This window comes from Nocardioides sp. NPDC059952 (genome assembly GCF_042730435.1).
In the GTDB taxonomy this organism is placed as follows: domain Bacteria; phylum Actinomycetota; class Actinomycetes; order Propionibacteriales; family Nocardioidaceae; genus Nocardioides.
Map to the genome: position 1 here is coordinate 83,874 of NZ_JBHWLY010000012.1, position 23,183 is coordinate 107,056.

Genomic DNA, 23,183 nt, shown 5'->3' on the forward strand with positions numbered 1-23,183 from the left:
AACCCCACTACCCAGCTCCCCATCGCGGGGGGGGTCGGTTTCTTTCTTAAACCCCACGGGCGGCGGGGCGTCGTGGGGGGTGGTGCGTTGTAGGCCCCACGGGCCGGGTCTCGACAGACTCCGACGAACCTCAGCGCTCGACGTAGAACAGACGCTTGTTGAGGAACTCGTCGATCCCGAGCGGGCCGAGCTCGCGGCCGAAGCCGGAGCGCTTGGTGCCGCCGAAGGGGACGTCGGCGCCCTCGCCGGCCGGCGTGTTGACGTTGGCCATGCCGACCTCGAGCTGCTGGGCGACGGCGATCGCGCGCGCCTCGTCGGTCGAGAAGACGGCGCCGCCGAGGCCGTACTCCACCGCGTTGGCCAGATCGACGGCCTCCTCGTCGGTGCTCACCTTGTAGACGACGGCGACCGGGCCGAAGAGCTCCTCGGTGTAGGCGCGCATCTGCGGGGTGACGCCGGTGAGGACGGCGGGGGCGAAGAAGGCGTCGGGGCCCTCGGAGATCTCGCCACCGGCGTGGAGCGTGGCGCCCTTGTCGACGGCGTCCTGGATCTGCGCGCGCAGCGCCTCGGCCGCCTTGCGGGCCACCAGCGGGGAGTAGACCGTGTCGTCGCCGTCCTCGCCCTCGAGCGGCTTCATCGCGGAGGCGCGCTTGGTGAGGGCCGCGACGAAGTCGTCGTAGACGCCCTCGTTCACGATCATCCGCTTGTTGCCGTTGCACACTTGGCCGACGTTCTCCATCCGGGTCGCCCAGGCGGTCTCGGCAGCCTCGTCGATGTCGTCGGAGTCGAGGATGATGTAGGGGTCGGAGCCGCCGAGCTCGAGGACGACCTTCTTCAGGTTGCGACCGGCGGCCTCGGCGACCGCCGTGCCGGCACGCTCGGAGCCGGTCAGCGAGACCGCTCGGACCCGCGGGTCGCCGATCATCGTGGCGATCTGCTCGTGGGTGGCGTAGAGGTTCTGGTAGACGCCCTCGGGAAGGCCGGCCTCCTCGAAGATCTTCGCGATGGCGGCCGAGGAGCGCGGGCAGTTCTCGGCGTGCTTGAGGAGGACGGTGTTGCCGGCGACCAGGTTGGGCGCGGCGAAGCGGGCGACCTGGTAGTAGGGGTAGTTCCACGGCATGACCCCGAGCACCGGGCCGAGCGGGAGACGCTGGATGACCGCCTTGCCCTCGTGGCCGGGCAGGTCGGTCTCCGCGAGCAGCTCGGGGCCGTGATCGGCGTAGTAGGCGGTGATCTCACCGGAGAACTCGGCCTCGCCGGCACCGGAGGAGGCCTTCTTGCCCATCTCGGTGCGGATGATCGAGCCGAGCTTCGCGGCCCGCTCGGTGAAGAGGTCCGCGGCGCGCTTCACGATCGCGGAACGCTCCTCGATCGGGGTCGAGCGCCAGGCTGCGTACGCCTTCTTGGACCGCTCCAACGCCTCCTCCACCTCGGCGTCGGTGGCGAACGGGAAGGTCTCGATCACCTCGCCCGTTGCGGGGTCGGTCACCTGGTAGGGAGGCGTGGTGCTCATCGTCATCCTCTTCGATCGGGGCTGCTTGTGGTGCGATGGTACGTGGTTTCGGGGCGCTTTTGATGACGGAACCGTTACTCTTTACCGGTTTTCGCAACTGAATCCGAAGTTAGGACACGTTCTAGAATGTCCGCATGGATCTCGCATTCTTCCGGCGCACCGATGACGGTTTCGAGCCTACGCCGATGGCTCGCAGCATGTGGGCCGAGGACCACATGCACGGAGTGGCCGCCAGCGGCCTGATCGCCCGCGGCCTCGAGGACCAGATCGAGGAGCTCGGACGCGCCTCGGAACTGGTGCCGTCGCGTTATCACGTGGACCTGTTCCGACCGCCGCGGATGGTGCCGACGAGGATCCGCACGAGGGTCGTACGCGACGGCCCGCGCATCGCGCTGCTCGACGCCGAGATGGTCCAGTCGTCCGAGGACGGCTCGGAGCGGGTCGTGGCGCGTGCGACCTGCACCTACCTGCTCGCCGGCGAGAACCCGGCCGGTGAGGTCTGGTCGGCGACCGAGCGCGCCACTCCCCCGCCGCTCGAGGTCGCGCCGCCGACCTCCGAGCCGCACGTACCGTTCTTCGTCTCCGAGAACCCCTGGTCCGACGACTTCGGCAAGCACCAGAACGCCGGGCGCCACGTCACCTGGCAGGTTGCCGTACCGACCGTCGCCGGCGAGCCGATGACCCCGTTCCAGACCGTCGCCTCGATCGCCGACGCGACCTCGATGGTCACCAACTGGGGCAGCAACGGCGTCGAGTGGATCAACACCGACATCTCGCTCGCCCTCGCCCGGCGACCGGCCGGGATGGAGGTCGGCCTCGCCACCATCGACCACGTCGCCCACGAGGGCATCTCCGTCGGCACCGCCGAGGTCTTCGACCGCGAGGGCACCATCGGCACCGCCACCGTCACCGCCCTGGCCAACGCCAAGCGCACCGTCGACTTCACCGCTCCCGTCGAGGGTGGCCCAGCCACCCCGGTCTAGCCGAAACCGTAGTTCTGGCGGGCCGAATCCGCACTTGTGGGCGACGAAACTCTAGTTTCGTCGCCCACTTCTGCAGCCTCGGCCGCCAGAACTCACTTCTCGGCCGCCATTTCTGCGGATTCGGCCAGGGCGAGGTTGTGGGCGACGAGGGCGGCCATCAGGGCCCGCTGGCGGGTCGGGGTGAGGCCGAAGCCGGAGGGGGTCAGGTCGGGGGTGGCGAGGGACTCGTCGATGCCGTGGAGGCGGGCGGTCGCGTGGTTGACGTCGGCGATGGCCTGCCGGAGATCGGCGGTCGCGGGGTCGTGGGTGTCGGGGTCGCCGACGAGGTTGAGTACGCCGGTGATGCCGATCCGGCGCTCGTCGCCGACCCGGTCCAGGGCGGCCAGGAGCGCAACGCCGACCGGGCGGAGCGGCCCGAGGTCCGCGGGGAACGGGTAGGTCGCACGCAGGCGCGAGGGGTTGTAGCGGTAGGCGGTGTTGAGCATGGTGCCGCCGGCGCGTACCGCCCAGGCGCGGTGGAGGTCGGAGGCCAGGAACGCGTACGCCGCCGCATCCTGCGTCGGGTAGACGACCAACCCGTTGGAGAAGACGTGGTCGGCGCCGACCAGGACGGGCCACAGGTGCTTGCTGTGCTTGCTGAAGGCGATGACGTGCGAGAGCTCGGCGGCGTCGCGATAGAGCTCCTCGACAGGGCTGAGGAAGCCCCACCAACGCTCCTTGAGCTGGGGGTACTTCACGAACTGGCGGCGGCGCTCGGCTCGCACCTTCGACCGCACCAGCCGCGCGAGCGCGCGGTCCACGGCGAGCTCCTCGAGGCCGAGCCTGCCGACGTCGAGCACGAAGCGTGAGGCGGTCGAGCCGCACGGCGTCACCAGGTCCTCGCCGCTGAGATAGGGCCGCACGGTGTGTCCGAGCGGACCACGTCCGAGAGCCTCCGCCTCGGACGGTGTCAGGACGAGCGAGCGGCCGAGCACGATCGTGCCCTGATAGCCGTGGGGCAGCGGTACATCGAGCTCCAGCCGCGCCGGCTCCGGGAGCGAGAAGCCGTCCTCGAGGGTCCCGGTGATCGCCGGGACCGAGCGCCCGTCGAGCCACGCGCTGTCGAGCGGCCGGGTGGTGAGCCAGATCTTCGCGAAGCGCACTCCGGCGGTCGGCCACGGGGCCGACCGCTCCGCCCGGGCGACCTGCCAGCCGCGGTCCAGGAGCGCGCCGAGGCCGAAGCGCGCGGTGTCTCCCTCACTGATCGAGTCGGTCGTGATCAGCCCGATCTCGCCGCGGCTGAGAGCAGCGGCCCGGAGCAGGAAGTAGATGACGTAGTCGGCCCGCCTCGTCGTGCCGGCGGCGAGCGTGTGCGCGAGGTAGTCGCGCAGCTCCTGGCCGATCGCGTCCCGCACCCGCTTCACCCCGAGGTAGGGCGGGTTGCCGACCACCGCGTCGAAGCCGCCGCGCGCCATCACCTCGGGCGCGGCCAGCGCCCAGTGGATCGGCCGGACGGCGGGAACGGGCAGGCGCCGGCTTCGGCCCAGCGCCGCGTAGGCCTCCTCGAGCCGTCTCCCCGGCCGACCGCCCAACGGCAGCGCGACCGCGACCATGGCATCGGCGTACGCCTTCGGGTCACCGACACCTGCAGGCAGCTCGTCCGTGTCGACGAGCCCGACCAGCGAGTTGCCGCACAGGATCCGGTCGTCGAGGAAGGTCAGCGGGAGTGAGGGGTCCTCGCAGAGCAGCCAGAGGGAGAGCTTGGCGATGTCGACCGCGACCGGGTCGATGTCGGCACCGTAGAGACAGCGAGTGACGACCTCGGCCACGGGCCGCTCGCACGACGACGCCAGATATCGGGCGCAGGCGAGGAGGAAGACACCGGTCCCGGCGGCGATGTCGACCACGGCCGCGTCGGCGGAGGCGACGGGCGCCAGCGCGTGGGCGACCACCTCGTCGGCGAGCTCGGGCGGGGTGTAGTGGGCGCCGTTGTCGCGCCGCGAGGCGACCTCGAGCAACGCCTCGTAGACGTAACCGATCTCCTCCAGAACCAGATCATCGACTGCGGCCCCATCCAGGAAGAGATAGTTCGACAGCAGATGATCCCGTTTCGGACCATCCGGGCACGACAGCAGCCCCGCGGCGTCCAGTGCGGCGTCGGTGAGCACCATCCCCCGTGCCCGCGCGAACCCCGCCACGACGCTACGCATCACCGCCGCCACCGCCGAGGGGCCGCCGCCCAGCTCGGCAACCGCCGACCGCGCTCGAGTGCGCAGTGCCCGGGGCGTGATCACAGGATGAACCATAGAACGCCGGCAGGTTCGGGGAGACGAACCGATGATGAAGAGTGGCGCAGCGGGGTGTCCACGTTCACCACAACGTCACGCCGTGCGTACAGAATCCGGCGCATGTCCATCGACTCGGAGCGGCTCGGGCCCCTCCTTCACATCCGGCCCGGCACGGCACCCCGCGTGGCCATCGTCTCCGCGAGCTACGGCGCGGGCCACAACTCGGCCTCCCGGGAGATCTCACGAGCGCTCGGGGAGGCCGGATGCGACGTCGAGATCTTCGACTTCGTCGACCTGATGCCCTGGCGGCTCGGGCACGGGCTGAAGGTCGGCTACAAGATGCAGCTCCAGGTCAGCCCCGACTCCTGGGGCACCACGATGAGCCTGGTCATGCCGGGACGCCGGCTCCACAAGCCGTTCAACCAGTTCCTTCGTCTCTCCACGCGCAACCTCACCGAAGCCATGCGCGGCGTCGACCTGGTCATCTCCACCCACCCGTTCTGCTCCCAGGTCATCGGCCACCTGCGCACCAGCGGGCAGCTCACCGTGCCCGCGGTCACCTACCTCACCGACGCCGCGGTCCCGGCCCTGTGGATCAACCCCGGCATGGACCTCAACCTCGCCATCCACGAGGTCGCCGCACGCGAGGCGCGCATGCTCGGCGGCAACGCGGCCGTGGTCCAGCCGCTGGTCCCGCCGGGCGCGGCGTACGTCCCCGGGAAGGTCTTTCCCGACCCCCTCGCGGACCTCCACCTGGAAGGCCCGCGGGCGCTGGTCACCGGCGGCTCGCTGGGCGCCGGCGCGCTCGAGCAGACCGCCCGCGACATCCTCGAGCACAGCGACATGACCCCGATCGTCCTCTGCGCGACCGACCCGTGTCTCAAGCGCCGCCTGGAGCGGATCCCCGGTGTCGTCGCGCTCGGCTGGCGCACCGATGTCCGCGCGCTGATGGCGACCAGCGACTGCGTCGTCCAGAACGCCGGCGGCTTCACCTCGCTCGAGGCCCTGGCCTCGGGCACGCCGGTGATCACCTACCGCTCGATCTCCGGCCACGGCGCCGCCAACTCGGCCAACCTGGACCGCGCCGGGCTGATCCCGTGGGCCCGCGACGAGGTCGAACTCGCCAAGCACCTGGAAGTCGCCGCCGAGTCGCCGCGGTTCAACCGGCTCGCGCTCGGCGTCCCCGACATCGTCCAGCTCCTCACCGACAGCTACGACGAGACCGCCGTGGCCTAGGACCCGAAGAGCCTCGCGGCGTTCTCGCGGAGCACCCCGCGCGCCCACTCGTCTCCGAGCCCGAGCCCCAGGACCCCGTCGACCGCCTCGAGATAGGGATAGGGGATGTTCGGGAAGTCGCTCCCGAACAGCACGCGCTCCCCCAACGCCTTCAGCCGCGGCAGCTCCTCGACAGGGAACGGCGTCGTCGCCTCGGTGAAGGCGGTGAAGGCCATGGTCGTGTCCAGGTGCACGCCGTCGTACTTCTCCACCAGGTCGAGGAACCGCGAGTAGTCCGGCAGCCCCATGTGAGCGACGATCAGCACCAGATCCGGATAGCGCCCGAGCAGCGCCTCCATGCCGGTGGGTCCGGTGAACCGACCCGGCGCGGGCCCGTGCCCGGAGTGGATCACCAGCGGCGTACGCGACTGCGAGAGCACCTCCCAGACCGGGTCCAGCAGCGGCGAGTTGGGGTCGTAGTCGCCGACCTGGACGTGCGCCTTGAAGATCCGCGCGCCCGCCTCGACGGCCTCGCGCACGTAGTCACCGGCCCCCGGCTCCGGGTAGAACGTCGCCGACTGCAGGCAGTCCGGCTTGTCCGCCGCGAACTCCGCACCCCACTGGTTCAGCCACGCCGCCATGCCGGGCTTGTGCGGATAGGTGAGCGCCGAGAAGTGACGTACGCCTAGCGACCGCAGCACCCGGAGCCGCTCCTCCTCGGAGTGCCGATAGGCGATCGGCCACGGCCGCCCGGTCAACGGCCCGGCCGCGTCGAAGTAGGCCCACACCTTGTCGAGCATCCGCTCGGGCAGGAAGTGGGTGTGTACGTCGAAGACGCCGTCCAGGCCGAGCGCGTCGAGCCGCGCGCGGAGCTGCGCGGGCTCGTCGGGGGCGATGGCGACCGCAGGAGGATTCACGCAGCCGAACCTACCTACCCGGCGAACGTCTCGGCGATCGCCCGGGCCCTCCCGGGCACCTCGTCGGCGGTCAGCCCCCACGTCCCCTCGGCGAAGCGCCGGGCGAGCTTGGCGAGCGAGTCGGCGCCCTCGTTGAGCGCCTCGCCGACGTGGCCGCGCACCCACTCGAAGGAGAGCCGATCGGACTCACGGCACAGGTCGTCGTGCATCCGGGTCAGGCCGGCGAGCTCCGCGCGGTGCTCGGTCTCATAGCCCTTCGGCATCGACAGCTCACCTCGCAGCCAGTCCTCGATCATCGCGAGCGCGACCCGCGAGTCGGTCCGGATGGTCAGCGTGCGACGGGGCAGCGCCCGCACCGCCTCGGCGATCGCCTGCAGCTCGGCCAGGACCACCAGCGACTGCGGATCGCGGATCCGGGCGTTCGGGACCTGCCGGCCGAAGCCGTGCTGGCCGTCGCCGGCGAGCCATCCCCAGCCGATGAATCCGCGATGCGCCGACCCGTCGGTCGCCACCACCAGCGGCGGCAGCGGGCCGGCCCGATGGATCGCCAGCGCTTCCACCGCCTCCGCACGGATGTCGGCATCCGCGTCGGCGAACGGCACCACAGTGACCCCGGGATAGGCGTCCGCGATCTCGTCGGTCAGCATCCAGAACCGCGCGTTGGACGGCAGCGCGACCACCACCTGCACCGGCGCGTACGACTCCAGCGAGTCGTACGCCGCTCCGACCGCCGCGATGATCGCGTCCTCGATCCCCCGAGCGCCCAACGATCCCGCTGCGTGCAGCCCTGGACCGACCAGGACCCAGTCCCACTTCTCAGCGTCGCTGCGCTCCTTGACGACGATGAAGCAACGCACCACAGACCTCCTGACCCGCCCGAACAAGTCGCTCTCGACGTTACCGGGCGGCCCCTGAGAAAGAGACCGCGGCGTCAGGATCCGGACACCACCGACCGGAACGGTCAGACGAGCCCGAGCTCCCGGGCGCGTACACCCGCCTGGAACCGGGACGAGGCGCCGAGCGCCTCCATGAGCTCGGCGACCCGGCGCCGGTAGGTGCGTACGCCGAGCCCGAGCGTGCGGGCCGCAGCCTCGTCCTTGACGCCCCGGCCGAGCAGGTCGAGCACCTGCGGCGCGATGTCACGCAGCTCGGCGATCCGGGCGTCGTAGGCGTCCACCGAGGTCGCCGAACGCCAGGCCGCGTCGAAGAGCGAGGTGACGCCCTGGACCACCTCGGGCTGGGTGACGATGCTGAAGCTGCGCTCGCCCAGGCGCCGGTCGCCGGCGAGGATCGCGACCCGGCGATCGATCAGGATCGTCTCGTTGATCTCGTCGGGAGTGATCCGGATCTGGGCGCCGCGGGTGTCACGCATCTCGCGCAGCTGGGCGGCGGAGACCGGGTCGAGCAGCACGTTGGGCCGGTAGACCTTCCGCAGCCGCACCCCGCCGCCGGCGCGCCCGCACAGCGCGGCCCTGATGCCCGCCTCGGTCCGCGCGGCCGACCAGGTGCGCAGGTCGATCGCGGCACAGGCGATGTCGGTGGCGGCCGCGAACAGGTGCGAGGTGCGTCGCACGAGCTCCTCCTCGCCACGTACGACGGCGACGGTCCCGCCCGCCCGGATCGTCCCCACCGTGTTCGTCACGGCATCGATTCTGCCCCGGCCATCAAGGCGCGCTCGGCGATCGGCAACAACCTGCCAAGACCGTGAGTACGCGGCGACCAGTCGCGACGCTGGAGTGCATGACGACGAACCACATCACCGCCGGAGCCGCCGGCACCTGGCAGCTCGGCGACAACCGGATCAACCGGATCGGCTTCGGCGCGATGCGCCTGATCGGCAACCTGTCCACCCCTGTCGCCCCCGATCGTGAGAACGCGATCACGCTGCTCCGCCGCGCCGTCGAGCTCGGCGTGAACCACATCGACACCGCGGCGATCTACTTCACCCCGACGCGCTCGGCCAACGAGCTGATCGCCACCGCTCTCCAGCCGTACGCCTGTGACCTGGTCATCGCGACCAAGGTCGGCCCCACCCCGCGCGGCCGCGACGGCGCCTGGGAGTCCGAGCCACGACCCGAGCGTCTGCGCGACCAGGTCGAGGAGAACATCCGCCAGCTCGGCCTGGACCACCTCGACCTCGTGAACCTGCGCTGGGGAGTCGGACGCGAACGCGGCACCGGGTCGATCGCCGACCACTTCGGCGCCCTGCTCGACCTGCGCGAGGCGGGCCTGATCGAGCACGTCGGCCTCTCCAACATCGGCGCCGAGCAGCTCACCGAGGCACTCGCGATCGGACCGGTGGCCTGTGTACAGAACCAGTACGGGCTCACCACCCGTCGCGAGGACGACGCACTGCTGCGGCTGTGCGGCGAGCACGGGGTCGCGTTCGTGCCCTTCAACTCCATCGGCGCCGCCGTCGCCGGCGCGGTCCCGGGAACCGCCCCCGACGAGAACGGTCGCGATGTCGTCGAGGCCGTTGCCGAGGCGCACTCCGCGACCCCGTCCCAGGTACGCCTCGCCTGGACGCTCCACCAGGGCCCGCACGTGCTCACCATCCCCGGCACCGCCGACCCCGCCCACCTCGAGGAGAACCTCGCGGCCGGCGCCCTCCGGCTCACCGACGAGGAGGTGGCCAGACTGAGCCTGGCCGGGTTGTGAAGCTGAGAGTGGTCTATAGGCCACTCTCAGCTTCACAACCCCGACGCCGCGGGCCCACGGCCACCCCCACCCCACCCGGCACCGCGCGGCCGGCCCCCACCAGCCGGTAGGGGGGGCGCCGCGACCGGGCCAGGACGAAGGCACCCTCGAGGCTGGTGATGAAGCCGATGATGAGGCCGCGGGCCGCCTCGGGCGGGACTCCCCGCTGCTCGAGATGCCGCCCGCCGACCTCGATCCAGTCGGTGAACACCTCGGCGGTCGCCTGACGCAGGGGCTCGTTGGTGCTCGCGACCTCGAGCGCGACGGTGGCGATCGGGCAGGCGTCGGCGTAGTCCGTCTCCACCAGCACCGCGGCCGCGGCCGCGAACGCGGTCTCGACGTTGGTGACGAGGTCGTCGGGGCCGGCGAAGAAGGCCAGAACCAGGTCGCGGTACTCCCTGCCCGCGCGCCGGATCGTCTCGCCCGCCAGGTCGTCCTTGCCCCCGGGGAAGAAGTGGTAGATCGACCCGAACGGCGCCTTGGCCACCTCGGCGATCTGCTTGAGGCCGGTGCCGGACATGCCCTGCCGGCGGAAGAGCTCGGTGCTGGCTTCGAGGATCCGCGCCCGCGTGTTGGTCATCGTCGTCATCTTTCCGGTAGCGCGTGTCGGCCGTGAACGTCTATGGTCAATATATGACTAGAACGATCTATCAAGAGACGCGCTCGGGCACGCGATGGACGTTCGCCCAGTGGGCCGTGCTGGTGATCTGCGCGGCCCACGTCTGCATCGCGATCGCCGGGTTCATCGCCGAGCCGAGCTTCGCGATCGGCCACCACGCACCGACGGCGAAGGTGCTCGGCATGGACTACAACGGCTGGCACGCGCTCGCCGGACTCGCCCTGTTCGCGCCCGGCCTGTTCCTGTGCCGCCGCAACTCCTGGTCGGTCCTCTACCTCCTGGCGGCCGCCGTCGCCGGCACCGTCCCCGGCATCTGGGCGCTCGCATCACCCCAGGTCATGTGGGTCATGCACATGCCCGACCACGTGACCGACGCGATGATCCACTTCGCCACCGCGGCGGTCCTGGTCGTGATCGCAGTCGTGCAGATCCGCCGCGACGGCGGCTGGGCCAGCACGATGTCCGACCTCACTCCTCGGCGGCGTACAGCCCGTCGATGATGTCGGCGTACTTCTTGCTCACCACCCGACGCTTGAGCTTCAGGGTCGGGGTGAGCTCCTCGGACTCGGCGGTCCACTCCTCGCCGAGCAGCTCGAAGGCCTTGACCTGCTCGGGACGGGACAGCCGGGCGTTGGCGGCATCGACGGCCTGACCCACCGCACCGCGGATCACCGGGTGCTGGGCCAGCTCGGCGAGCGAGCCGGCCTCGACGCCGAGCTTCTGGGCGACCACGGGAGCGATCTCGCCGTCGAGGGTGAGGACGGCGACGACGTACGAGCGGCCGTCACCGACCACCATCGCGTGGCCGACGAGCGGGCTCTCCTTGAGGAGGTTCTCGATGTTGGAGGGGGCGATGTTCTTGCCCGCGGAGTTGATGATCATCTCCTTCTTGCGGTCGACCACGGTGAGGAAGCCGTCCTCGTCGAGCGATCCGATGTCGCCGGTGTGCAGCCAGCCCTCGGAGTCGAAGAGCGCAGCGGTGGCATCGGGTCGGCCGACGTAGCCCGGGGTCATGATCGGGCCACGGAACAGGATCTCGCCGTCATCGGCGATGCGCAGCTCGATCCCGGGCTGGGCGCGGCCGACGGTGCCGAGCCGGAAGGCCTCCGGCCCGTTGCCGGTGGCCGCCCCGGTGGTCTCGGTCATGCCGTAGACGTCGTAGATCTTCAGCCCCAGGCCGGCGAAGAACCTCGCCACCTCGATCGGCATCGGTGCGGCAGCGCTGGCCGCCCACTCGACCTTGTCGAGACCGAGCAGTGCGCGCATGGTCGACAGGACTGCGGCGTCGGCCTGTTCGAACTGTGCCTGCAGCTCGGGCGAGGTGGTCTGGCCGAGCTGCTGCGACTCGACGTAGGCCAGCCCGACCGCCATCGCCGTCTCGACCCCGGCCTTCTTGGCCTCGTCGGTCTCGGCGGCGAGGAGCGCGGTGACACCGGTGCGGATCTTCTCCCACACCCGCGGCACCCCGAAGAAGCTGGTCGGGTGCACCTCCTGGAGGGTGCCGAGAAGCAGTGCGGGGTCCTGGACCAGGTAGACGTGGCCGCCGTTGAACTGCGGGATGTAGAGGCTGAGCACCCGCTCGGCGATGTGCGCGAAGGGCAGGTAGGAGACGAGCACCCCCGGCTCCTCGACGCCGGAGACCGTCAGCGAGCTGGTCGTCTCGAAGACGATGTTGCGGTGGGTGAGCACCACACCCTTCGGCTGACCGGTCGTGCCCGAGGTGTAGAGCATCGTGACCGTGTCGTCGGGGGTCACCGCTGCGCTGCGCGCGTCCAGCTCCCCGCCGACCTCGGTCAGCGCAGCCGCGCCCGAGGCCACGAAGTCGTCCCAGGCGACAGCGCGCGGGTCGTCCTCCACGGCGGTGTCGATGGTGACGATGCGTACGATCTCCTCGCGCTTGAGCCCGAGCGCCCAGCGAGCGACGTGGTCGTCGGTCTCGAGCACCACGATGCGCGGGTCCGCGTGCTCGGCGACGTAGCCCACCTGGTCGGGCGCGAGGGTGTTGTAGATGCTGATCGGGACACCGCCGGCGAGCACCGTGGCCATGTCGGCGACCACGTGCTCGATGCGGTTGGCGGCCATGATCGCGACCGACTCCCCCGGCTGGAGACCGGCCGCGATGTAGGCGGCGGCCAGCTCGCGGGCGCGCTGGTGCAGCTCGCCCCAGGTCAGCGTGCGCCAGCCCGTGCCGTCGGAGGTGTGCCGGTCGGAGAAGGCCGGCTCGGCGCCGCGGTCGGCGACCACCCCGGCGAGTACGTCGACCATGGTCTGGTCGCCGATCTGAGACTCGAGGGCGGCGCGGTCGGCGAGGACGTCGGGCATCGGAACGCTCCTTCTGTGGTTTGTGACTCGGGTCACAATCGGGGTGCCTCGACCGTAGGGACGAGTTGCCGCGGGCACAAGAGCCCATCCGCGCTATTCGGGAATCCACCCCGGGCGGCGTCGTTTCCGTTCAGCGGAAGAACGCTCTGGCGGTAGCCGCCCGGACAGGAGTTGACTCGCCCCATGGCAGAAGAACGTACGCAGGTTGTGATCGTCGGCGCCGGCCCCGCGGGGATGCTGCTGAGCCATCTCCTCGCCGCCGACGGGGTCGACTCGATCGTGGTGGAGACCCGGTCGGAGGAGTACGTCGCGGCCCGCATCCGCGCCGGGATCCTGGAGCAGTCGAGCGTCGATCTGCTCACCGAGGTCGGACTCGGTGACCGGCTGGCCCGCGACGCCGACAAGCACCGCGGGATCTACCTGCAGTGGCCCGAGGAGCGCCATCACCTCGACTTCGTCGACCTGGTCGGCCGGGCGGTCTATGTCTACGGCCAGACCGAGGTGCAGAAGGACCTCATCGACGCCCGGCGCGCCGCCGGTCAGGCCATCCACTACGAGATCAGCGACACCGCGCTGCACGACCTCGACTCCGACCACCCCTCGGTCACCTACACCGACGCCGCCGGGCTCCCCCAGCGGATCCGGGCGGACGTCATCGTCGGCTGCGACGGCTCCTTCGGCCCCAGCCGCGCCGCGATCCCGGCGCGGGAGAGCTGGGACCGCACCTATCCCTACAGCTGGTTCGGCATCCTCGCCGACGTCGCGCCCTCCACCGACGAGCTGATCTACGCCTGGCACCCCGACGGCTTCGCACTGCACTCGATGCGCTCGGAGAGCGTCTCGCGGTTCTACCTCCAGGTGCCCAACGGCACCGACCCGGCGACCTGGTCCGACGACCAGATCTGGGACGCGCTCGCCGCCCGGCTCGGCCATGGCCAGAACGGCTGGAGCCTGCAGCCGGGCCGGATCACCGATCGGTCGGTACTGCCGATGCGGTCCCATGTCTCCACCCCGATGCGCCACGGCCGGCTCTTCCTGGCCGGCGACGCCGCCCACATCGTCCCGCCGACCGGCGCCAAGGGGCTCAACCTCGCGGTCGCGGACGTCGCGCTGCTGGCGCCCGCGCTCACCGCGCTGCTCAAGGGTGACTCGCGACTGGCCGACGGCTACTCCGAGACCGCGCTGCGCCGCGTCTGGCGCTGCACCCACTTCTCCTGGTGGATGACGACGATGCTGCACACGGCCGAAGACCCGTTCGACACCCAGCTCCAGCTCTCCCAGCTGCGCTGGGTGACCTCCAGCGAGCACGCCGCCGCCGGGCTCGCGGAGAACTACGCCGGTCTGCCGATCGGCTTCTGAGTGGCCCGCGCCACCGGGTCCGGCTACGGCCTGCTCGCGGCGATCCTGCTCGTAGGTCTCAACCTGCGCGGCTCGATCGCCGCGGTCTCGCCGGTGCTCCCCGACATCCGCGCCGACCTGCACATGTCATCGGCGACGGCCGGGCTGCTGACCAGCCTCCCGGTCCTCTGCTTCGCCCTCGGCGCGCCCGGCGCCGCGTGGCTGGGCCGCCGGGTGGGGATCTACCGGGCGCTGCTCGTGGGCTGCCTGGTCATCGCCCTGGCCACCGCCGTCCGCCCGTACGCCGGAGTCTGGCTGCTCCTGGCCGCGACCGTGGTCCTCGGGCTGGCGATGACGGTCGGCAACGTCTTGATGCCCGTCGCGGTCAAGCGTGACTTCGGGTCGGCCGCGGGCCGGATCACCGGGGTCTCGACCGCCTCGCTCTCGACCGGCGCGGCGCTCGCGGCCGCGCTGACCGCCCCGCTGGCGGGGTGGCTGGGCTGGCGGGACGCGCTGGCCGTGTGGGCGGTCATGGCCGTGGTCGCGGCAGCCGCACTGGCCGGGCCCGCCGCCCGGGAGCACCGCTCACCGGCGTCCGTGGCACCGCGCCGGAGTGGAGAGGGCGCGAGGCTGCGTACGAATCCGGTGGCGTGGGCGGTCACCGCATTCCTCGGCCTCCAGTCGGTGACCTACTACGCGGTGACCGCGTGGATGCCGACGCTGCTGCGCGACACGGCCGACCTGAGCCTGGCCGACGCCGGGGTGGCGATGTCGCTCTTCCAGGTGCTGGGCATCCCCGGCACGCTGCTGGTGCCGGCCCTGATCCACCGGGGGCGCGACCAGCGGGCACTGGGCGTGGTGATCGGCGTGGTCTGGCTGGTCGTGGTCGTCGGTCTCGCCCTCGCCCCCGGCCTCTGGCCGGTCTGGTGCGTGGCCGGCGGGATCGTGCAGGGCATGGGCATCTCCTACGCCTTCACCATCCTGGTGCTGCGCAGCGCCGACGACCACGTCGCGGGCCGCCTCTCGGCGATGATGCAGCTGCTCGGCTACACCGTCGGCGCCTCCGGGCCGTTCCTGGTCGGCCTGATCCAGGGCGCCACCGGCTCCTGGACCCTGGCGATGGTCCCGCTCTGGATCGCCGCGGCGGGACTGGTGGTCGCCGTGATGGTGGCGGGACGGGACCGCCTGGTCAGGGTGTGACCAGGGCCGGGGCGGGCGCGAGCACCACGATGTGAGCGGCGGCTCTTGCTCGATCAATTGGATTCGTGTTTAGGTAAGCCTTACCTAAACAGGAGGTGCCATGGATTCGACCGCCAGCATTGCCCGCAGCATCCTGTCATGCCCCCGTGGCGGCAGCGTGGTGATCGACGGCATCCCCTACTCGATGGAGGAGCTGGAGATGCAGGGCTTCGCCGACGACGGCGGCCGCCCGACCTTCCTGTGCCCGCCCGAGCAGCGGATGGCGTACGCCGGGCGCCGGGGCAGCCACGTCGTGCTGGTCCTCCAGGGCATGCTCGGCAACGACGAGGCGGTCCGGCTGACCGGGACGCTGAGGTGGCTGCGTACCGATGCCTGCACGTGCTGCGAGACGGAGTGGGAGGAGGTCGTCATGGACGTCTCCAACGTCATGCTGGTCCGCCGCAGCGGCGAAGCGGTCCCGGTCCCCCTCGACGCCTTCACCGACCGCGAGCTCGACCTGAACGACGGTGTGCTCCACCGCAACCAGGACCACCTCAACAACCACCACGGCAACGAGCTGCGCGAGGCGGTCGCGACTCGCTCCTACATCCCGGTCGACACCATCCTGGCCGCCCAGATCACCGGGCTCTGCGCCGAAGGCTTCGAGTTCCAGTGGGTCGACGAGGCGGGGGCGCACAGCGCGCGGACCACGTTCGACCACCCGGCCCGGACGCCGGAGGACCTCGTCGCCGGCGTCCGGAAGGCACTCGCCGCCGAGATCTGCTGAACGGGACACGCGCGCCGAACCTGTTTCCTGGTACACAAATCCCATGTACCTTGATGACGTATCAACGTCGTGCAAGGAGGCTCGGATGGTTGTGCGGACACTTCTCTCGATCGGTGGCTACGTGGGTGCGGTCGCCGGCACCCCTGTCCGGATGATCGCGCCGACCAGGCCCCTGCCGCGCCAGGACTACGACCAGACGCTGCGTACGTTGTCCGAGGCGTCGGTCGAGATGTACTTCAACGCCTTCAAGGACGTCGACTGGGACGCGCCCGAGATGGCCGTGCCCGAGGACGACGAGCGCTGGATCCTGCCCACGCTCGACCTGCTCGGTGCACACCCGTGGTACCGGTCGCTGCCCAGGGCCCGGCAGATCGAGGTCGGCCGGCACCGCCTCACCGCGATGGTGAAGACCGGCTCCCAGTTCGAGCAGCTGCTCCTCCTCGGCGGCACCCAGTTCCTGATGGGCGTCGACAACGGCGACCCCGAGTTCCGCTACTTCATGCACGAGCTCACCGAGGAGACCCATCACATCCAGATGTTCCAGGAGTTCACCAACCGGGTCTGCCCCGACGTCGCGGGCGCACCGGGTTGGCTGATGCGCGCCATCCCGCTCGTGGGACACCTCGGCGGCCTCTACCCGGCCCTCTTCTTCGCCATCATCCTGGCCGGCGAGGAGCCGATCGACCACGTGCAGAAGGAGGCCATGCGCGCCGGCGGAACCCACCCGCTCCTGGACCAGATCATGGCCATCCACATCGCCGAGGAGGCCCGCCACATCGGCTTCGCGCACGCCTGGCTCGAGGAGCACGCCCCCTCGCTCAACCCGGTCTCGCGGCTGGCCCTCGGCATCCTCACCCCGCTCGCGATGCGCCTGGGCTCCGACGCGATCATCATCCCCTCGCGCGCCGATCGGGAGCTGATGGGGCTCCCGGACTCAGTCGTCCGCGAGGTCTGGGGCACCGGCGCCGAGGCCGCCGCGTTCCGCCGTCACCTCTTCGCCGACGTCCGGATGCTCTTCGACAGCCTCGGGCTGCGTACGCCGCTGACACGGTGGTCCTGGAAGGTGCTGGGGGTCGACGGACGACCCGCGCGCTTCCGCGCCGAACCGCCCACCGCCGCTGCCTGAGCGGCTTGACGGACAGAGTTGAATGGCATCACCGACTCACACGAGGAGCACGATGCCGAACAACGACAATGGCCGCGCGAACATCGGCGTGGTGGGCCTGGCCGTGATGGGGTCCAACCTGGCCCGCAACCTCGCCTCCCGCGAGGGCAACGCGGTCGCGGTCTACAACCGCACCTACGCCCGCACCGACGAGCTCATCACCGAGCATCCCGAGGCCGGCTTCCTCGCCTCCGAGACGATCGACGACTTCGTGGCGACGCTGGCCAAGCCGCGTACGGCGATCATCATGGTCCAGGCGGGGGCGGGGACGGATGCGGTGATCGAGCAGCTGGCCGAGCGGTTCGAGCCGGGCGACATCATCGTCGACGGCGGCAACGCCAACTTCAACGACACCATCCGCCGTGAGCGCGAGCTGCGTGAGCGCGGCCTGAACTTCGTCGGCACCGGCATCTCCGGCGGCGAGGAGGGCGCGCTGAACGGCCCCTCGATCATGCCTGGCGGCTCGGCCGAGGCCTGGAAGACGCTCGGCCCGATCCTGAAGAGCATCGCCGCGGTGGCCGAGGGCGAGCCGTGCGTGACCCATGTCGGCACCGACGGCGCCGGCCACTTCGTGAAGATGGTCCACAACGGCATCGAGTACGCCGACATGCAGCTGATCGCGGAGGCCTACGACCTCCTCCGGCGGGTGGGCGGGCTCTCGGTCGAGCAGCTCGTCGACGTCTTCAAGGACTGGAACACCGGCGACCTCGAGTCCTACCTGATCGAGATCTCCGCGGAGGTGCTCGCCCAGAAGGACGCCAAGACCGGCCAGCCGCTCGTGGACGTCATCCTCGACGAGGCAGGCTCGAAGGGCACCGGCGTGTGGACGGTGCAGAACGCGCTCGGCCTCGGCATCCCGGTCTCCGGCATCGGCGAGGCCGTCTTCGCCCGGGCGGTCTCCTCCAAGCCGGCCCAGCGCGCCGCGGTGCGGGCCTCGGTGACCGACCGCCCGAAGGCACCCCCGGTCCCCGACACGTTCGTGGAGGACGTACGCGCGGCTCTGTACGCCTCGAAGGTGGTCGCCTACGCACAGGGGTTCGACCTGATCGTGGCCGGGGCTAAGGAGTACGGCTGGGACATCGACCTCGGCGCACTCGCCAAGATCTGGCGGGCCGGCTGCATCATCCGGGCCCGCTTCCTCAACCGGATCGTCGACGCCTACGCCACCGAGCCCGACCTGGAGACGCTGCTCGTCGACCCCTACTTCGCCGACGCGGTCGCCTCCGGCGGGGAGGCGTGGCGACGCGTCGTCGGGATCGCGGTGGCCTCCGGCGTACCGGCACCGGGGTTCTCCTCGGCGCTCGCCTACTTCGACTCGCTCGCCGCCGACCGGCTCCCGGCCGCGCTCATCCAGGGCCAGCGAGACTTCTTCGGCGCGCACACCTACAAGCGCGTCGACAAGGACGGCACCTTCCACACGCTGTGGTCCGACGACCGCTCGGAGATCCCGACGACGCCCTCGACCCACTAGGTAGCCCGGCATCGGGAGATACCGAACTTGGGGCTGTCGGCGTAGCGAACGGCGTACCTAGCCTGAAGTATGGGGTTCGACGTCGCCGCGGAGAGGTATGCCCGATTCATGGGGCGCTACGCCGAACCCCTCGCACCGCACTTCGCGGACTTCGCCCGGGTCAGCATGGGCCAGCGGGTGCTCGACGTCGGCTGCGGACCGGGCACGCTCACCCGCCACCTCGTGACCCTCACCGAGGCCCACCTGGTGGCCGCGATCGACCCCTCGCCACCGTTCATGGAGGCGGTCGCACGGCAGCTGGCCAGGGTCGATGTGCACACCGGCGTGGCCGAGGCGCTCCCCTTCGACGACAACTGGTTCGACGTCTCGCTGGCCCAGCTGGTCGTGCACTTCATGACGGACCCGGAGGCGGGGATCAGGGAGATGGTCAGGGTGACCCGGCCGGGCGGCACCGTCGCGGCGTGCGTCTGGGACGCCGACACCGGCGCCGTCGCGCCGTTCTGGTCCTGCGTGCACGAGATCGACCCGGAGGCCGAGGACGAGGCCTTCCTCGCCGGCGCCCGGATGGGTGACCTCGAGCAGATGTTCCGGAAGGTCGGGCTCCGCAACGTCGAGCCCAGCGGCCTGGTCATCCGCGTCACCCACCCGACCTTCGAGGAGTGGTGGAACCCCTACACCTTCGGGGTCGGGCCGGCGGGCGACTACGTGGCGGCGCTCGACGAGGCTGGTCGTACCGCGCTCGAGGAGGTCGCCCGGCGCCGGCTCGGGAACGGCCCGATCACCGTGACCGCGACCGCGTGGGCGGCCCGCGGAACCGTCGCCTAGCAACACGCCCTGCGCCGGGCGAGATTTGCATCGGACCCCTATCCTCCATATGGTTGTAAAAGTCAACCAACTTGGAGGGATGATGATCGGGCACGCGACGTACCAGGAGCTGATCCATCAGCTCAGCGAGGTCGGAGCCGTACGCAAGGGCCTCGTCCGCAGGCTTCCGCCCGAGCTCACAGCCGGCTCCGCGGGGGTGCTGACGATGCTGCGCCAGCACGGCGACATGACCATGAGCGAGCTCACCGAGCTGCTCGCCGTCGACATCTCGGTGACCAGCCGGCATGTGGCGTGCGTCGCCGACCAGGGCTGGATCGAGCGCTCCCCCAACCCGACCGACGGGCGCTCCCGCATCCTCTGCCTCACCGACGCCGGGCGCGACCTGCTCGACAGCGCCTCCCAACAGCTCGCCGACCTCATCGCCGACCGGCTCAGCGGCTGGGACGAGCGGGACGTGCACGAGCTCGTCCGGCTCGTCACCAAGCTCCGCGACAGCCTCGGCCACTGCAGCACCGCAAGCAACTAGACAGCATCACCAGAAAGGAAGTCCATGGCAACGACGACAGCCGAACGGACTCACGCCGGTCCACCGGGAGGCCCGTCCGAGGGCTCACCCACCTCGCACGGTGAGATGTCTCACCGCGAGATCATGGAGGCGCTCTCGGGCCTGCTGCTCGGCATGTTCGTGGCGATGATCTCCTCCACGATCGTCTCCAACGCCCTGCCCGAGATCATCGCCGACATCGGCGGCGGGCAGTCGGCCTACACCTGGGTGGTCACCGCCTCCCTGCTGACCATGACGGCCACCACCCCGTTGTGGGGCAAGATGGCCGACCTGTTCAGCAAGAAGCTGCTCATGCAGATCGCGCTGGTCCTCTTCGTGGCGGCCTCGGCCGTCGCCGGCCTCGCCCAGAACCCGGGCGAGCTGATCGCCGCGCGGGCGGTCCAGGGCATCGGCATGGGCGGTCTGACCGCTCTCGCCCAGATCATCATGGCGGCGATGATCTCGCCGCGTGAGCGTGGCCGCTACTCGGGCTACCTCGGCGCCGTCTTCGCGGTCGCCACCGTCGGCGGCCCGCTGATCGGCGGCGTCATCACCGACGCCGACTCGCTCGGCTGGCGCTGGTGCTTCTACGTCGGCATCCCGTTCGCGATCATCGCCTTCATCGTGCTGCAGAAGACCCTGCACCTCCCCGTCGTCAAGCGCGAGGGCGTCAAGGTCGACTGGGCCGGTGCGTTCTTCATGGCGGCCGGCGTCTCCCTGCTGCTCCTGTGGGTCACCTTCGCCGGTGACAAGTACGACTGGGCCTCCTGGGAGACCGCGGCCATGGTCGGCGGTTCCGTGCTGCTCCTGCTGATCTTCGTGCTCGTCGAGTCGAAGGCCAAGGAGCCGATCATCCCCCTGCGACTCTTCGCCAACCGGACGATCACGCTCTCCTCGCTCGCCTCGCTCTTCGTCGGTGTGGCGATGTTCGCCGGCACGATCTTCTTCAGCCAGTACTTCCAGCTGGCCCGCGGCGAGTCGCCGACGATGGCCGGCGTGATGACGATCCCGATGATCGCCGGACTGTTCCTCTCCTCGACCATCTCCGGCCAGGTCATCACCCGCACCGGGAGGTGGAAGGCCTGGCTCGTCGTCGGCGCCGTCCTCATCGTCGGCGGGCTCGGGCTGCTCGGCACGATCCGCTACGACACCGAGTACTGGCACGTCGCCATCTTCATGGCGATCCTCGGCCTCGGCGTCGGCATGACGATGCAGAACCTGGTCCTCTCCACGCAGAACCAGGTCGCGCCCGCCGACCTCGGCGCGGCCAGCTCGATGGTCACCTTCTTCCGCAGCCTCGGTGGCGCGATGGGCGTCTCCGCGCTCGGCGCGCTGATGGCCCACCGGGTCACCGATTACGTCCAGGACGGGCTGGCCGACCTCGGTCCGCGCTACGCCGCGCTGGCCCAGGGCACCTCCGGTGAGATCCCGGACCTGGACAAGGTCCCCGAGCCGCTGCGGTCGGTGCTGGAGAGTGCGTACGGGCACGGCATCGCCGACATCTTCCTGGTCGCCGCGGGGGCAGCCGTCATCGCGCTGCTGTTCGTGGTGTTCATCAAGGAGGTCCCGCTGAAGACCAAGGGCGGGCTCGCCCAGGCTGCCGCGGAGGCTGCCTCGGTCGACGGGCCGGCTGCGGTCGCCGAGGGCGTCGCCGGAGTGCCCGAGCAGCACGCTGACGCCCCCGCGCCGGTCGCCAACGGGATCGCGCTGCACGGCTTCGTCCGCGGCGCCGGGAGCATCCCGATCCCGCACGCCGCGGTCACGCTGATCTCGCTCTCCGGGCGCCAGCTCGGCCGCTCGGTCGCCCACGCCGACGGCTCCTACGCGGTCGACGCGCCGGGGACGGGGACGTACGTCCTGATCGCCTCGGCCGACGGCTTCCAGCCGCAGGCCTCCACGGTGGTCGTTGGCGGCGAGCCGGTGGCGTACGACCTCCTGCTCAGCGGCACCACGGGCCTCAAGGGCATCGTGCGTGGCGGCGAGGACGGCGCGCCGATCACGGACGCGATGGTGATCGTGACCGACGTACGCGGCGACCTGCTCTCCACCGGCACGACCCTTGCGGACGGCACCTTCTTCATCGACGAGCTGGTCCCGGGACCGGCGACGGTGGCGGTCAACGCCGAGGGCTTCCGCCCGCGCGCGGTGCCGATCGAGATCGGTGCCACCGGCCTGACCCGGATCGAGGTGGAGATGGTCACCGGCGCGCGTCTGACCGGGGTCGTCAAGGCAGCCTTCGGGCCGCTCGCCGACGCTCGGGTGACGCTGGTCGACGCGGCCGGCAACGTGGCCGGGACCGCGACGACAGGAGCTGACGGGGCGTACGCCTTCGCCGACCTCGACAGCGGTGACTACACGGTCCTGGCGACCAGCTACCCGCCGGCGGCCGGCGCCGTGAGCCTGACCGGCCACGGCGTGGACGGCCACGAGATCGTCCTCACCCACCCCGAGGACTGATCCGCGATGGCACTGACCGCACAGATCCGCACCCGCGACGGCTGGGCCGTGGCGCACGCGGTCGTCACCCTCACCGACACGGCCGGCGGTCAGGTGCTGCGCGCCGAGGCCGACGAGGACGGTGTCGTCACCGACGACACCGTCCTCGCCCCCGGGCCGTACGTCGCGATCGTCACCGCCATCGGCTGGTCCCCCACCGCGGCGACCGCGATCGTCACGGCCTCGGGGACGGCCGCGCTCGGCAAGGTCACGCTGACCCGTCAGGGCGACACCTCGCTTCCGGCCCCGGGCCCGTGGACGATCGACCCAGCCCACTCCACCGTCGGCGCGGTCGCGCAGCACCTGGGCATCTCCAGCGTGCGCGGCCGGTTCACCGAGTTCTCCGGTCTCGTCGAGATCGCTCCCGATCATCTGGAGAAGTCGCGTGTCGAGGCGGTCATCCGGGCCGCCTCGATCGACACCGGCAACCGGATGCGCGACGACCACCTGCGCAGCGGAGACTTCCTCGATGTCGAGGCGTTCCCCGACATCGTCTACCGCTCCACCGGCCTCACCCCGGCCGGATCGGACCGCTGGACCGTCCACGGGGAGCTCTCGATGCACGGGCAGACCCGCTCCATCGATCTCGACGTCGCCTACCTCGGCACCGGCCCGGACGCCTGGGGCGGCACCCGAGCCGCCTTCCGCGCCACCGCTCAGCTGCGGCGCGAGGACTTCGCGATGAACTACAACCAGGCCGTCTCCGCCGGCATCGCCGCGATCGGCACCACCCTCAAGGTGGAGCTGGACATCCAGGCCGTCCAGGGCGACGCGCTCCCGACCTGAGCCGAATCGGTGGAAGTGGCAGCCGAGAAGGTAGTTGTGGGCGACGAAACTACAGTCTG

The 23,183-nt window shown here is 70.7% G+C and carries 20 protein-coding genes; 13 read left to right on the forward strand and 7 right to left on the reverse strand.

What is annotated here, in order from left to right:
* Positions 1-130 precede the first annotated feature (130 nt).
* Positions 131-1,513, reverse strand: a complete 1,383-nt coding sequence (locus ACFV9G_RS08275) for an NAD-dependent succinate-semialdehyde dehydrogenase (RefSeq protein ID WP_378726629.1) — start codon at positions 1,511-1,513, stop codon at positions 131-133.
* Positions 1,514-1,647: 134 nt separating this feature from the next.
* Between ACFV9G_RS08275 and ACFV9G_RS08280 the strand changes: the two genes are divergently transcribed.
* Complete coding sequence (locus tag ACFV9G_RS08280; RefSeq protein ID WP_378726631.1) at positions 1,648-2,496, forward strand: acyl-CoA thioesterase domain-containing protein; 849 nt, start codon at positions 1,648-1,650, stop codon at positions 2,494-2,496.
* A 92-nt stretch (positions 2,497-2,588) separates the two neighbouring features.
* On the opposite strand, the gene ACFV9G_RS08285 is transcribed toward ACFV9G_RS08280, so the two are convergent.
* The gene (locus ACFV9G_RS08285; protein WP_378726633.1) at positions 2,589-4,769 is read right to left on the reverse strand and encodes an Eco57I restriction-modification methylase domain-containing protein; all 2,181 of its coding nucleotides are present in this window, start codon (positions 4,767-4,769) and stop codon (positions 2,589-2,591) included.
* A gap of 114 nt (positions 4,770-4,883) precedes the next feature.
* On the opposite strand from ACFV9G_RS08285, the gene ACFV9G_RS08290 reads away from it, so the two are divergent.
* Positions 4,884-5,999 carry a galactosyldiacylglycerol synthase gene (locus ACFV9G_RS08290; protein ID WP_378726635.1) on the forward strand — a complete coding sequence of 372 codons (1,116 nt, stop codon included), beginning with the start codon at positions 4,884-4,886 and terminating at the stop codon, positions 5,997-5,999.
* Here ACFV9G_RS08290 and ACFV9G_RS08295 read toward each other — a convergent pair.
* The 3 genes from ACFV9G_RS08295 to ACFV9G_RS08305 all read right to left on the reverse strand — a co-directional run bounded on the left by ACFV9G_RS08295 (position 5,996) and on the right by ACFV9G_RS08305 (position 8,537).
* Entirely contained in the window at positions 5,996-6,895 is a 900-nt protein-coding gene (locus ACFV9G_RS08295) for an amidohydrolase family protein (RefSeq protein ID WP_378726637.1), read from the reverse strand. The genes ACFV9G_RS08290 and ACFV9G_RS08295 overlap by 4 nt on opposite strands.
* Before the next feature lie 14 nt (positions 6,896-6,909).
* Positions 6,910-7,752: an RNase H family protein gene (locus ACFV9G_RS08300; protein WP_378726638.1), complete on the reverse strand. Its 843-nt coding sequence runs from the start codon at positions 7,750-7,752 to the stop codon at positions 6,910-6,912.
* A 104-nt stretch (positions 7,753-7,856) separates the two neighbouring features.
* Positions 7,857-8,537, reverse strand: coding sequence for a DNA-binding response regulator (locus ACFV9G_RS08305; protein WP_378726640.1), 681 nt, complete (start codon positions 8,535-8,537; stop codon positions 7,857-7,859).
* 98 nt (positions 8,538-8,635) lie between these two features.
* On the opposite strand from ACFV9G_RS08305, the gene ACFV9G_RS08310 reads away from it, so the two are divergent.
* Entirely contained in the window at positions 8,636-9,553 is a 918-nt protein-coding gene (locus tag ACFV9G_RS08310; protein WP_378726642.1) for an aldo/keto reductase, read from the forward strand.
* A gap of 13 nt (positions 9,554-9,566) precedes the next feature.
* Here the strand turns inward: ACFV9G_RS08310 and ACFV9G_RS08315 are convergent, their stop codons facing one another.
* On the reverse strand, positions 9,567-10,172 hold the full coding sequence (locus tag ACFV9G_RS08315) for a TetR/AcrR family transcriptional regulator (RefSeq protein WP_378726644.1): 606 nt from the start codon (positions 10,170-10,172) through the stop codon (positions 9,567-9,569).
* Positions 10,173-10,225: 53 nt separating this feature from the next.
* Here ACFV9G_RS08315 and ACFV9G_RS08320 point away from each other — a divergent pair, with 53 nt between their 5' ends.
* On the forward strand, positions 10,226-10,711 hold the full coding sequence (locus ACFV9G_RS08320; RefSeq protein ID WP_378726646.1) for a DUF4383 domain-containing protein: 486 nt from the start codon (positions 10,226-10,228) through the stop codon (positions 10,709-10,711).
* Here the strand turns inward: ACFV9G_RS08320 and ACFV9G_RS08325 are convergent.
* Positions 10,680-12,533 carry an AMP-dependent synthetase/ligase gene (locus ACFV9G_RS08325; protein WP_378726648.1) on the reverse strand — a complete coding sequence of 618 codons (1,854 nt, stop codon included), beginning with the start codon at positions 12,531-12,533 and terminating at the stop codon, positions 10,680-10,682. The genes ACFV9G_RS08320 and ACFV9G_RS08325 overlap by 32 nt on opposite strands.
* Positions 12,534-12,716: 183 nt before the next feature.
* On the opposite strand from ACFV9G_RS08325, the gene ACFV9G_RS08330 reads away from it, so the two are divergent.
* From ACFV9G_RS08330 to ACFV9G_RS08370, 9 genes are all read left to right on the forward strand, one after another.
* On the forward strand, positions 12,717-13,892 hold the full coding sequence (locus ACFV9G_RS08330) for a 4-hydroxybenzoate 3-monooxygenase (protein WP_378726650.1): 1,176 nt from the start codon (positions 12,717-12,719) through the stop codon (positions 13,890-13,892).
* Positions 13,893-15,071 (forward strand): MFS transporter, encoded by a 1,179-nt coding sequence (locus ACFV9G_RS08335; RefSeq protein WP_378726652.1) that lies wholly within the window; start codon positions 13,893-13,895, stop codon positions 15,069-15,071.
* A 100-nt stretch (positions 15,072-15,171) separates the two neighbouring features.
* Complete coding sequence (locus tag ACFV9G_RS08340) at positions 15,172-15,837, forward strand: DUF2470 domain-containing protein (protein WP_378726654.1); 666 nt, start codon at positions 15,172-15,174, stop codon at positions 15,835-15,837.
* A gap of 85 nt (positions 15,838-15,922) precedes the next feature.
* Positions 15,923-16,963 (forward strand): diiron oxygenase, encoded by a 1,041-nt coding sequence (locus ACFV9G_RS08345; protein ID WP_378726656.1) that lies wholly within the window; start codon positions 15,923-15,925, stop codon positions 16,961-16,963.
* A 52-nt stretch (positions 16,964-17,015) separates the two neighbouring features.
* Positions 17,016-18,473, forward strand: a complete 1,458-nt coding sequence (gene gndA, locus ACFV9G_RS08350; RefSeq protein ID WP_378726658.1) for an NADP-dependent phosphogluconate dehydrogenase — start codon at positions 17,016-17,018, stop codon at positions 18,471-18,473.
* Between the two features lie 69 nt (positions 18,474-18,542).
* On the forward strand, positions 18,543-19,298 hold the full coding sequence (locus ACFV9G_RS08355; protein ID WP_378726660.1) for a class I SAM-dependent methyltransferase: 756 nt from the start codon (positions 18,543-18,545) through the stop codon (positions 19,296-19,298).
* 79 nt (positions 19,299-19,377) lie between these two features.
* Entirely contained in the window at positions 19,378-19,824 is a 447-nt protein-coding gene (locus tag ACFV9G_RS08360; RefSeq protein WP_378726662.1) for a MarR family winged helix-turn-helix transcriptional regulator, read from the forward strand.
* A gap of 24 nt (positions 19,825-19,848) precedes the next feature.
* The gene (locus ACFV9G_RS08365) at positions 19,849-22,299 is read left to right on the forward strand and encodes an MFS transporter (RefSeq protein WP_378726664.1); all 2,451 of its coding nucleotides are present in this window, start codon (positions 19,849-19,851) and stop codon (positions 22,297-22,299) included.
* Positions 22,300-22,305: 6 nt separating this feature from the next.
* A complete protein-coding gene (locus ACFV9G_RS08370) occupies positions 22,306-23,124 on the forward strand; it encodes a YceI family protein (RefSeq protein WP_378726666.1) in 819 nt (272 codons plus the stop codon).
* Positions 23,125-23,183: the final 59 nt, after the last annotated feature.